This window comes from Amycolatopsis sp. NPDC000009 (genome assembly GCF_055563465.1).
The window spans coordinates 726347-737629 of the sequence record NZ_JBVHDI010000003.1 but is presented as its reverse complement, the minus strand read 5'-3'; the positions used below and the strand labels follow the sequence as shown (position 1 = coordinate 737629).

The following is an 11283-nucleotide window of genomic DNA, read 5'->3' as shown; positions in this document are numbered from 1 at the left end:
GCGACGTGCGCTCAACCGATCCGACCAGCACCCGATTACGGCCCTGCCCCAGGCCGCGAAACCGGCCCCGTGTAAGGAGAAGCCCGATGCGCAACCATGATTGGCCTGCAACGGTATCGCCGGTGCACGACTGCGTGTTCCCTGACGGCTACGACACCGTGCTGCTCAATCCTGAGATTACCAAGCGTCAGCGGCGGCACAGGCAAGCCCTCGGTCTCGTCCGCCCCTCGACCATCCTCAAAGGACTCTTCTCCGCTGGCCTAGCTGTGCAGATTTCCGGCGCAGGTCACGGATTCGGCGAGAAACTCGGCATCGGCCTGGTCACCCTAATCCTGGTACTGGGTGTATTGCGCGTCCTTGGCCGTCCAGCCGGTGAGAACCCGTTCGAGCGCGAAGGAGCACCGCGGCCGCGGCTTCGCCGAGGGGAGTTCTTTCGGCGCCGTGATTTCGATGACCTTGGTGCAGATTCCCGTGAACTGGTAGCCGAGTTACTTACAGGGGTACAGGAGCTGCACCACAGTCCGGCGCGCGCCTGGCTCGATCCCGCTCTGCCGGGTGAGATCCACAGCGTGGTGTGGCGAGCCTTGTGCTGCCTGGACCGCAGCCGTGACGCACGTGCTCTCCTCGACGAGCTCACCTCAGAGCTGGATGCCGGCGACGACCTGGCCGCCGCGACGCGACGGGCTGTCGACGACGTCGATACCAGCCTGCACGAGGTGGCCCGGCACATGCGCGGTTGTCTGGTGCTCTTTCGCGCGTGGGAGGAGAAGCTGCGACGACAAGACCTCACTGTCCGGACAAGTCGCACGCTGGCCTCGCTTCCCGGGCGGGACCACGTCCACGGCCTGTCCCGGGACTCGGAAGCGTTGCCGCAGAACGTGTTCGCCCACGTCACGGCCGCCCGCGACGTCACACAGGCCGGGACGTTCCCGTGGGAGCAGTCGCCATCCGCATGGCCTCACCTCACCCTTCACCCCACCAGGGACGATCATGATCAATTGCCAGCTGGAGAGACCGAAGATTCATACAAGCAAATACTTTCGACTCAAGGTGAAGGAGTTCGATACCTATGCTCAGCAACCTGGACCGCTACATCATTGCCGCCCGACGACACTGTGCCTGGATCGGCCTGATCCTGACCAGGTGGGTACTTGCCCTGGTCACCACTGCCGAGACGCGCTGGGAACGAGCACGTGCGTCGGGTGACCGCGGATCGGAGTCCGTGGAGAAGGCCGTGCTCGTCGCTATCGGCCTTGCCGTGGCGATCGGGCTCGGCTTCGCGATTCGCGCCGCTGTCCAGTCCTATCAGAACCAGATCAAGTAGACCTGCACGGCCGCCCGGAAGTCCTTAACAGCAAAGGAGGCAGCACACGATGGCTACAGCTGAGGAGATCGAACAACGTGTCGGCCAGGTCGATGCCGCCCGGAGCGCGAAGAGGTCTGCCGCGGCACGATCAGTCGGCGAGCTCGCGGCGCGTCACGCCGAGATCGCCGAGCAACTCGGTGACGTCGAACGAGAACTTGGTGATGTGCTTGCAGCATCCGGCGACGTCATCGAGATCGACGAGCTCGCCGCGTTCACCGACGTACCAGCCGCCGAACTCACCCTATGGCTCAACAATGGGAAACCCAGCCGCACCAGGCGGAAGAAACCAGCCGGTGGCTCGACACACATGAAGAACACCCAAGGCCAGAAGACGGCAGCTCCCCACGGGCCTGCGAAACCGACACCCTCCCCGTCGCAGGACATTCCCCTCGCACGCAGCGGCATCGTGAACACGCCCGCGGTGGTGCCGTGATGACGCCCGCACGTCCCGGTCGGGCGGAACAACGACCTACGTGGACACGTTGTCGAGCGTTCTGCCGGAGATGGATGCGCGACGACGGCGGAGCAGAGTCAGTCAGCCTGGCCGTATTGTTCCCCTTGGTACTGCTACTGATCATCGCAGCCGTGCAAGGCGGGCTCTGGTGGCACGCGCACTCAGTGGCCGCCCAAGCTGCCCAGACCGGCGTGGACGCCGGACGCCCGGTCGGCGCCACCCACATCACAGCGGCCGCCGCGGCACGGTCGTTCGCCGACCGCGCGGGCCGCGGCGTACTCACCAGTCCCGAAATCCGTGCCACCGTCACCGCGGACACTGTCCATGTCGCGGTGTCCGGCACCGCCGTCCGCCTGTTGCCTATCCCTGGCCTGGACATCCGTGTCGAGGTGGCCGCGCAGGGAGTCAAGGAACGATGGACAACAGCTGCTTACGAGTTCACAAATCCCGGCCAACCGGCAACTTTCCTTCGGGATCTCTCGAACCCACGGCTCCTTGCGCCACGCCGCGACCAGGGCTTCGTTGTCCGCGAGGAACTCGTCAGTGTTGAGACAGCCGGAGGTGGCTCGTGACCGGCACAGCGCACGCGCATCGCGTCGGGGCACCACGCCGGAGTGACGCCGGTTCCGTCAGCGTCGAAGCCGCCGTGCTCGTGCCTGCCGTGATCTTCGTCGGGCTGCTCATTGTCGCCGGTGCCCGCGTCAGCTCGGCACAGCAGGCGGTCGACAATGCTGCCACCGCCGCAGCGAGGGCCGCCTCGATCGCCCGCAGTCCCACCGCAGCGCAACTGTCCGGGACTCAGGTCGCCCGCGAACGGCTCGGGCGTGAGGGCATCACCTGCCGCGAGTTCAGCGTGTGGGTCGATGCCAGCCAGATCGCGGTCGGTCGCGTTGGGCAGATCCGGGTCACTGTGACGTGCCGCGTTCCGCTCGGTGATCTTGCGCTCCCGGTCCCTGGTGGCACCCGCACGATTACTGGCGACTTCGCCAGCCCCGCGGACCCGTACCGAGGCATCCCATGATCGCCCGAGCAACGACGTCCCGAACCACGTCGCGGGATGCCGGGTCGGTGAGCGTGATGGTCGCGGTCCTGGTGCCCGCGCTGCTGCTGGTGCTCGCGTTGGTGGTCGACGGTTCCGCGCGGTTGCGGGCGATCTCCCGCGCCGACGCGCTGGCTGCCGAAGCAGCGCGGGCGGCCAACACCGCCGTGGACACCCGCAGCCCGAACGTCGGGGTCGACACCGCGAGCGCTGTCCGCACCGCCGCCGACTACCTCGCCCGCGCCGGGCACCCCGGCCAGGTCACCATCACCGGCCCCCGCGCGGTGCGCGTGACTGTCACGGTGACCGAGCCCACCATCGGACTACTCGGCGGCAGCGCGCAGGCGACCGGCACCGCGCTGGCCCAGCTCGGGGTCGGTACCCGCGACGGCGGCCTGCCATGACCTCGCCCGCAGTGCAGCGGCTGCGCGGTCTGCTTGCCGCGCTGGCCCTGCTCGCCTTCGTCGTCGGGATACCTTGCGGACTCCTTGCACTTGGTGCCGATCCTGCCCGCCTGATTCCCGATCGCTGGCCGGAGGCGGCTCCGATCAGCCAGTGGCCCGAACGCATCTGGAGCACCCTCCGGTGGGCGTGGCTGACCGGCGACCTTGTCGTCGTTCTCATGGTCGCCGTGGCGTGGGCGGGCTGGCTACTGCTCACCGTCTCCATCGCTGCCGAAGTGATCCGCCAGACCCGCCACGGCGTCCGCGCCGCCCGCGGTGTACTGGCCCGGATACCCCGTGGCCGGTGGATCGCCGGTCTCGTCGCCGCGATCCTCGTGCTGATCTCCTCCGGCACCGCCACCGCGCTTCCCACCACCGGCAGCCCCATCGTGGCTACCGCCCCGCACCGGCTTCCACAGCAGATGCACGCCACCGTCGAGCCGACGCCGAAGAAGGAGACCGAGTCGCCGGCGCAGCGAGTGCCGAGCCGGACCTGGGCGCATCCCTCCGTGCGGCCCGAGTGCCCCCGCATCACGGTCGGCACGGGAGACACGGTCTGGGCGCTGGCCGAGTATCACCTTGCCGACGGACGGCGCTACCACGAGATCGCCAGCCTCAACGCCGACCGTATCCCGAACCCGCACGAGCTGTATCCGCACGATGTGCTGCTGCTGCCGCCGGACGCGGTGAACCTGCCCGCGGACACGCCGCCCACCGGAGGCAGCACGCGGACCGTGCGGGTCGAACCCGGCGACACTCTCACCGCCATCGCCGAACGCGAACTCGGCGACGCCCACGCCTGGCCCGCCCTCTTCGGAGCCAACCGCGGGCTTCCGCAACCCGACGGGCGCGTCCTGCGCCACCCCGACCAGCTCCTGCCCGGCTGGCAGCTCCACCTCCCCGCCACCACCGCCGCGTCACCACCGGTTACCCCGCACCCAGCGCCAGGACCGCCTGCCATGCCGCAACCCGGTCCAGGCGCAGCAGCACCTGCTCCGCCAAACAATCCGCCCGCGCCGCCCAGCACCACCCCGAACCCGGGCCACGAAAACGGCACACGGACGGACAAGGAGGCGCCGGTGCAGCTTCCCGGCGGCGGACTGGTCGGGCTCGGACTCGCGCTCAGCGTCGCCGTCCTGCTCGTCCTGGCGCGACGACGGCGCCGCGCTCGCCGCAACCCGACCGGCCAGCTCGCCCCAGCCGAGGAACGGCTCGGGCCGCCCGATCCCGCCCCACCCGGCTCCGTGATCGGCACCCTCGCACATGCCGCCCAGCGCGTGACCCGCCCTGACGAGTCCGCGATGGACGATGACTCATGGGGCGAGGACGAGCAGGCTTCCGGAGACGGTGGCGGGCCCGGCTCCCTCGTGGCCGGGCGGCGACGGGGCTGGCCGCTTCCCGCGCCGGTGCTGACGGTCCACGCCGACACCAGCGCCCACAAGCTGGACCTCTCGACCACGGTCGGGGTCGCGCTGGCCGGTCCCGGTGCCGCATCCGCCGCCCGCGCCGTGCTGGCCACCGTGCTGGCAGTCGACGCGCGCTACCCGGCCCAGGCGCTGCTGGCCGACCCCACCACAGCCGCGCTGGTCGCCGGAGGCGACGACCTCGCGCTGCGGCACGCTCCGGGGGTCGACGTGACCGACGAGGAAACCGCCGCGCTGGCGCGGCTACACACCGAGCTCGCCCGACGCATCCGACTCCGCGACGACGACCAGCTCGACGCCGACCTGCACCCCGAAGACGCCACCGACGAGCGGCCCGGCGAGGTCGCCGAGCCGGTGCCGCTGCTGCTGGTGACAGCCCGCTTGTCACCGCCGTACCGGCGGGAATGGGCCGCAATCGGCGCCCAAGGCCGCGCGGTCGGCATCCACCTCCTGCTCCTGGACGAAGACCACCTTCACGAGGCCGGCGACTTCACACAGCTGACCCTCGACACCGACGGCACCATCACCACAGCGCACGGCCCCGGCACTGACTCCGTGACCGGAACACGCGCCGAAACCCTCAGCCCGGCCGACGCCGACGAGATCTGGCACCTGCTGGCCGCCGCCCGCGCCCCCGCGCCTCGCCAACCCCAGGACAACGCCGCCGTGGACGCGCAGTCGAAGGCCGATACCGCCGCCCACGACAACCGCGGCCCGAGCATCCGCGTCCGGCACGACCAGCAGTCGATCAGCTCGCCGGGCGAGGAAGAACCGGCTGTTGTGGTGCAGCTGCTCGGCGGAGTGCGCGTGCACGCCCAGGGCGACCACGTTCGCGGATTGCGCACCCGCGCCCGCGAAGTCCTGGCCTACCTCGCCGCCCACCAGCACGGCACCACCGCGGACAGGCTCCGCGAGGCAGTCCTGCCCGACCAGCCCGCCGCACGCTTGCACGAGGCGATCTCCTTCGCCCGCTCGGCGCTGCGCACAGCCACCGGCGACAACGACGGGGCGTTCGTGCTCGCCGAGTCTGGCCGCTACCGCCTCGACCCCGACACCCTCACCACCGACGTGTGGGAACTGGACGACACCCTCACCCGTGCCCGCACCACCAGCGACTCCGATGTCCGCCTGGACGCGCTGCGCCAGCTCGCCCGCCTGTGCCGGGCCGGGCCGCCGCTGGACGGCGCACCGTACTCGTGGGCCGAACCGGTGGCCGAGCACTGGCGCAGCCAGGCCATCGACGCGCTCGTCGCCCTCGCCGAGGAAGTTCGCGACGACAACCCCGACGAGGCACTCGACGCACTCGCTCTCGCCATCACCTGGGATCCCTACACCGAAGCCCTCTACCGGCGCACCATCGGGCTGCAACGCGACCTCGGCCGCCTTGACGCCGCCCACACCACCTACCGGCGCCTGCAAATCAACCTGCGCGACATCGACCTCGAACCCGACCCCGACACCACTGCACTGCTCGATAAAGCACCCGTCCCGCAGCGGTAAATCCCGCTTCCGCTCTACATAAAGGTGTGCTCCACTCCGCTCCAGACCATCACGAAATACCCAACACCGGCAACCAGGCCCAGCAATGAGTAAGCACACGTTCTGTCAGCGCAGCCACATCACACCGCGTCGGCGCACAGAAAGAGCTCGCGTCCTCGCGATCCATCTCGCCGCAACCAGAGCGGGTTTCCCGGCGACCGGCCGCACCGGCAGAAACCCATTCGGGGGCAGTGCGGCCGCCAAGGACGGACGGTGTCAGTGGGGGGTCATCCGGGACGTCGTCCTGGGCGTCGAAGCCACGTCGTCTTAAGGATGACCCCTCACTGACCCCCTTGCACTCCTTAACACCGCAGCTCAGAGCGGCTTGCGCAACGCGGCCGACGAGCCGGACTGGTCACGATAACCACTCCGTACGGGCCTCTTACCTCACATGCTGCTCACCTCTCCACGGCTTCCGCCGCTGTTTTGTGTCGCACAATGCGACACAAAACAATTCCGCCGAGAAACGGCGGAACGACGCCGCAACTCCCGCTATCGGCCAGTTCCCACGCGCGCGCGGGCGCGCATTCGCGCACGCCACGCGCGCGCCGTGACTAGGGAAAATTCCCGAAAAAACGCGCCCGGCTATTGCGCACCCTATCGCATCGAGCTAGCGTGGAAATGTCAGCGGGAACGGAAACCGCGAAACCCAACGTTCCGGCAAATCCCGCACGTCAATTCATTCTGCGCAAAGAGAGTGTCGTTATGGAAACCGTAGCGAAACACACCTGCGGCGGTCCGGTGTTCGGGCGCAAGACCCCCGGATGCCCCCGGTGCGACCAGCTGCTCGCCGGTGCCGCTCCGATCGAATGGGCGGGCACGCGACGACGTCACGACCGCGAACGTCAGCGTATCGCGGAGACCCAGGCGCACTTTGCGCCCGGAGGGCGGCACGACACCGGCGCATGCGGCCCGGTCTGCACCTTCGGGGACTGGTGACCAACCGGTCGCCGAACCGGCGACCCGATCACGCCTGGCCGTCGGCCCCGATGTCAAGGCTCCGTCCGGCCGCACATGAGTCCGCAATGGACTATAGGAGAGATGTCATGACACGAAGTGAATTCATCGACGGAAGCCGGGTCGAATGGCTGGGCGCCGCGCCTGGCGGGTCCCCGGCGGAACTAGCCCAATCGGAACGCGGTCGCACCCTCCTCGGCGCGACTCATGCAGACCAATACCGCGACGGCGTCGAGGCCATCCTCTCGGCCTGCGAACGCCAAAGTGGCGGCCTTGTCACCCGGCCGGAGTCCCTGACGTCCACGAGGGCACCCCTGCCCGACTACGTCTACAGCTACTACGACAAGCAGGTCTGGGTGAAACAACGGGGCGACACCTGGCTGCCGGTGGTCGACCACCCCGACGCCAAGGCCGCGCCCGGTACCAATGAGTCCACAGTGGACAATGAGGAGGCATCGTGACGAAGATCATGTTTGACTACTTCCGCGTGCTCGAGGGCTACGAATTCGAGCCTGATGACAACGGCGAGACATTCCGCAGCCCCGGTGGCCTGGTGTCGGTGACTATCACCGACCCCGAAGGCTCGCTCACCGTGACGGCCCTCACCGGCGACCGCGCCCGCCTGATCCGCTGGACAACCCTGATCAGGGGCGCGCCCGCCGAGGTGCTCGACGCCACCGTGCGTGCGGCCGAACCCGAGCTGGCCACCTATGTCCACAGTGGACAACAGTCGGCGACGGCACCCGCGCGCCCCGGGCGGCACTGGGGAAATCGAGAAATCGCGGCGGCGCTGACACGAATTGCCGACCGTAAGTACCCGGGTTCGCGCCCCAGTCCGCCCGCGGGCCCAACCGGACAGATTTCAGCTCACGGCATCTGAACATGTAGGTCCACAGTGGACGAAATGAGGTGTAGTGACTATGAACGAGGTGTTCAAGGCCGGTATGAAAGCGCTCCGCGAGCACATGGCCCGCGAGGTCGAACGGGCACCCGTGCCCCCGGATGATGTGCTCGCCCGCCCGATCACCCGGCGCGACGTCCAGCAGTACGACGTCTACTTCATCTGGGGGCCGGGTCGTGACATTGCCAGCCGGACCGATTGCGGGCACGGCTACTACCTCACGGATTCGTGCCCCTGCTGCGACGTCGACGGCGACAACTAGACAAGGGGGCCATTGTGGACACATCGAAAGGGTGGCGCTGATGACTACCACGGAAACCGGCGGCGCACCTGTGACCGGCGACCGACACTGCCAATGCCGTCACCCAGGCTGTGCGCCCTGCTCGGCGAAGAAGCTGTCGCTAGCGCACCGCACCGCGCGGCGCCGAGCAGGTGAGCCTCTGTGACTCCATGTATGTCCATAGTGGACTTAAGGAGCTATGTGTCATGAGGAACTATGCCGCCTTCTACGTCGGCCGGGGCGCGAACGCCGAGTGGATCGGCACCGTGCGGGGCGCCGGGGTGCCCGGCGGGCTGGCCGCCGCGGAGGCCGGGCACCAGCCCCTCGACGCCACCACCGAGGCCGCCTACCGTGCCGCGGTCGCGGCGTTCCTGCGGGTGTGGGAGGAGTGGGTCGACCACGCTTACGTGCCCGATGAGTCCGACTCGACCGCCTACGGCGAGCTGGCTAACCTCGCGTACGCCTTCGACGACGGCCGGGTATGGACCCGCCGCACCCGCGCCGACCCGTGGGAACCGGCGCGCACCCTCGATCCGGAACTGACCTTCCGCGCTGGTTCCGAGGACCATGCGCGCCTCCGGTACGACGGCCCGACGTGCCGACAGTGCGCACGCCCCACCGTGGTTGCCCAGGTGGCCCCGCCCGGCTACGGCCGGGTTCGCGTCTGCAAGGACGGGCATGCGGAAGAGCTGAGCCCGTGCGGCATCCTTGGTCTTGAAGACGTTCGATAGAACAAGTCGCTGATCGGTGAGCTGGCCGACTCCTTCGCCACGGCGCCTCGTGCTCGGAGGCTGACGCGCCATGGCCTCGTACCGGTCAACGCGGCTATATCTGGAGTCCACAATGGATGGTGGACTCCAGATATAGCCGCGCATGCTGTGTGAGTCGGCCGTCGAGGTAGCGGTGCGGCCGATTGCGCGGTCCAGGTGAAGCTGGCGGGCCAGTCGCCGTCCTCGGTTGGGGTGATGGCGACGGTCCCGGGGCTGGTCGCACCCCACGCGGCTGCGGGCAGCTTGCGGTGGTCGTAACGGGCGCCCACAGCCCATTTCAAGGAGGTGTCACCCGAGTCGGGTACCACCTCAACTCGACGGTGGCGCGGGTGACCCACGTGTCGCGGATGTCTTCGACCAGACGGCCGGTGTCGCGGTTGTGCACGGTGATGCGCGACCCGGTTCCGGCGACCGGTCCGCACACCTGCGGCGGAATGTCGGCGGCGCGGTGGGGTGTGGGAACCGTGGCGGCCGCGGTGAGGACGTCACCGCGGGCGGCGCCCCGATGGGGCCGCGCGCAGCAGGCACAGTGGATACGGCGGGGTGAACGACAGGGGAAACGGTCCTTCTGCGGTGGTGGTCGTGATTGTGGGACCGGGCCGGGGCGCCGTCGACATTGCGACGGCGCCCCGGCCCGGTTGCGTGGGTCAGTCGTCGGTGAGCTGGTAGCGGCGCGGCTCTTCCTGGGTCAGCACGACCGCGCCCTGGTCGGTGAGCTTGTCGAGCGCGTTGCGTACCGCTCCGGCGGAACGGACCAGCTTGCGGCCGATTTCGCCTGCGGTGTAGGCATTGCCGCGCCGGTCCGGCTCGGACAGGAAGTCCTCGACCAGGCCGTGCAGCGCACCCTTGGGCAGCCGACCGTTCGGCGGCGTGACGGTCGCGGTGGTCGCCGTGGTGTTGGCGGTGGTGGCCTTAGTGCGCCGGGGTGCGCCCTTGGCACGTTTGGGGGCCGCCGGGGCGGGCTCGGCCGGTTCCGGCGGCGCCCAGCGGGCCGCGGGCTTGCCGCCGCCGGTGTCTTCACCGGGCAGCCGCACCGCGTCGCCGCTGTCGGCCCAGGCGGCGAGGATTTTGGTCGCGGTCGAGGCGCCGATGCCGGCAAACTCAGCGAGTTCGCGGGCGGTGGATTCGGGGTGGCGGCGCAGCGCGGTACGCAGCTTGTCCGCGGACGAGGGGCCGTTGGTGCCGTTCGTGGCGGCCTTCGCCTTCGTCGGGGCCGCGGTGGTTTTCGTCGTGGTGGTCTTGGTTGTGCGTGGCATGACAGTCACTCCCGTGGTTGTCGGGTTGGTGGATGGTCATGCCCCCGGGGGCGGTAGCCCTCCGGTGCGCTACCGGGTAGTGCGGGCTACGACGTCCATCAACCCTCGATCGCCCGGCGAAGTCAACCAATGTGTCCAAACAAGACGCACGTCTTTTTGTTGGTGCCGTGTTTCCGTTGGGGGACTTGACATTCCGGCACGAGTCGAGCGTTGATGTGGACCCCGCGAACGGCGGGGTGGCCGCCGCCGGGTGACCGGCCGAACGGCCACACATCCACCAATGAAAGGAAACCGCAACCATGGCGCACACAGAAACCCCGCCCGCAACCGACGTACCGGATGTCGAATACCTGATCGGCGACAACTACGACACCACCGCCGACCGGTCGCTCGCCGACGTAGCCGCGTTGCTGAGCCGGGACGTGGTCGATGTTCAGGGCGACGGCATGATCGCCCGCGAGGCCGTGTTCGAGGTCCGGGCCGACGAATCCGGCCCGGTCGGCGTCCTGCGCGTCATCGTGTCCGGGCTGACGATGCCGTCGGAGTCCATCGCGGTCGATCACGACGTCATCCGGGACACGATCCGGAGCGTGTTCGAACTGGCGAGTCACTACAACCGGGCCGAGCGCCTGCGCCCCGACCGGTGCCGGTTCATCCTCGCGATCGACGTCGTGACCGACAGCGACAAGATCCTGTGTGGATTCATCGGCACGATGCACCACACGGGACCGTAACCCCGCCCGTGCCGTGGTGGCCCGCGCCGAGGGCCGGGAGCAACGGAACACCCCCCTATCCGCCCTAAAGGTCATAGTTTGCATGAACAAAGGGGGAGTAGTCGCCGAACGCGGTGTGGG

13 protein-coding genes are annotated in these 11283 nt (G+C 68.8%); 12 read left to right on the top strand and 1 reads right to left on the bottom strand.

The window, feature by feature from the left end; all coding sequences use genetic code 11:
• The first annotated feature begins 86 nt into the window (after positions 1 to 86).
• The 11 genes from ACZ3HL_RS13170 (at position 87) to ACZ3HL_RS13120 (ending at position 9134) form a co-directional block, all read left to right on the top strand.
• Positions 87 to 1133, top strand: a complete 1047-nt coding sequence (locus ACZ3HL_RS13170; protein WP_465530945.1) for a hypothetical protein — start codon at positions 87 to 89, stop codon at positions 1131 to 1133.
• The gene (locus tag ACZ3HL_RS13165; protein WP_465530943.1) at positions 1070 to 1324 is read left to right on the top strand and encodes a hypothetical protein; all 255 of its coding nucleotides are present in this window, start codon (positions 1070 to 1072) and stop codon (positions 1322 to 1324) included. The genes ACZ3HL_RS13170 and ACZ3HL_RS13165 overlap by 64 nt, the downstream gene beginning before the upstream one ends.
• Positions 1325 to 1373: 49 nt before the next feature.
• Entirely contained in the window at positions 1374 to 1799 is a 426-nt protein-coding gene (locus tag ACZ3HL_RS13160) for a hypothetical protein (protein ID WP_465530941.1), read from the top strand.
• A 74-nt stretch (positions 1800 to 1873) separates the two neighbouring features.
• Positions 1874 to 2392, top strand: coding sequence for a TadE family protein (locus ACZ3HL_RS13155; protein WP_465530940.1), 519 nt, complete (start codon positions 1874 to 1876; stop codon positions 2390 to 2392).
• Positions 2389 to 2841 carry a TadE/TadG family type IV pilus assembly protein gene (locus tag ACZ3HL_RS13150; protein ID WP_465530938.1) on the top strand — a complete coding sequence of 151 codons (453 nt, stop codon included), beginning with the start codon at positions 2389 to 2391 and terminating at the stop codon, positions 2839 to 2841. Before ACZ3HL_RS13155 ends, ACZ3HL_RS13150 begins: the two co-directional genes overlap by 4 nt.
• Positions 2838 to 3263, top strand: a complete 426-nt coding sequence (locus tag ACZ3HL_RS13145) for a hypothetical protein (protein WP_465530936.1) — start codon at positions 2838 to 2840, stop codon at positions 3261 to 3263. The genes ACZ3HL_RS13150 and ACZ3HL_RS13145 overlap by 4 nt, the downstream gene beginning before the upstream one ends.
• Entirely contained in the window at positions 3260 to 6226 is a 2967-nt protein-coding gene (locus ACZ3HL_RS13140; protein ID WP_465530934.1) for a BTAD domain-containing putative transcriptional regulator, read from the top strand. Before ACZ3HL_RS13145 ends, ACZ3HL_RS13140 begins: the two co-directional genes overlap by 4 nt.
• Positions 6227 to 7311: 1085 nt before the next feature.
• On the top strand, positions 7312 to 7683 hold the full coding sequence (locus ACZ3HL_RS13135; protein WP_465530932.1) for a hypothetical protein: 372 nt from the start codon (positions 7312 to 7314) through the stop codon (positions 7681 to 7683).
• Positions 7680 to 8102 carry a hypothetical protein gene (locus ACZ3HL_RS13130; protein ID WP_465530930.1) on the top strand — a complete coding sequence of 141 codons (423 nt, stop codon included), beginning with the start codon at positions 7680 to 7682 and terminating at the stop codon, positions 8100 to 8102. Before ACZ3HL_RS13135 ends, ACZ3HL_RS13130 begins: the two co-directional genes overlap by 4 nt.
• A 40-nt stretch (positions 8103 to 8142) precedes the next feature.
• Positions 8143 to 8385, top strand: coding sequence for a hypothetical protein (locus ACZ3HL_RS13125; RefSeq protein ID WP_465530928.1), 243 nt, complete (start codon positions 8143 to 8145; stop codon positions 8383 to 8385).
• A 224-nt stretch (positions 8386 to 8609) separates the two neighbouring features.
• On the top strand, positions 8610 to 9134 hold the full coding sequence (locus ACZ3HL_RS13120) for a hypothetical protein (protein ID WP_465530926.1): 525 nt from the start codon (positions 8610 to 8612) through the stop codon (positions 9132 to 9134).
• Between the two features lie 686 nt (positions 9135 to 9820).
• Here ACZ3HL_RS13120 and ACZ3HL_RS13115 read toward each other — a convergent pair.
• Positions 9821 to 10429 (bottom strand): hypothetical protein, encoded by a 609-nt coding sequence (locus ACZ3HL_RS13115; protein WP_465530924.1) that lies wholly within the window; start codon positions 10427 to 10429, stop codon positions 9821 to 9823.
• Positions 10430 to 10728: 299 nt separating this feature from the next.
• Here ACZ3HL_RS13115 and ACZ3HL_RS13110 point away from each other — a divergent pair, with 299 nt between their 5' ends.
• Positions 10729 to 11163 carry a hypothetical protein gene (locus ACZ3HL_RS13110; protein ID WP_465530923.1) on the top strand — a complete coding sequence of 145 codons (435 nt, stop codon included), beginning with the start codon at positions 10729 to 10731 and terminating at the stop codon, positions 11161 to 11163.
• The last annotated feature ends 120 nt before the right edge of the window (positions 11164 to 11283 follow it).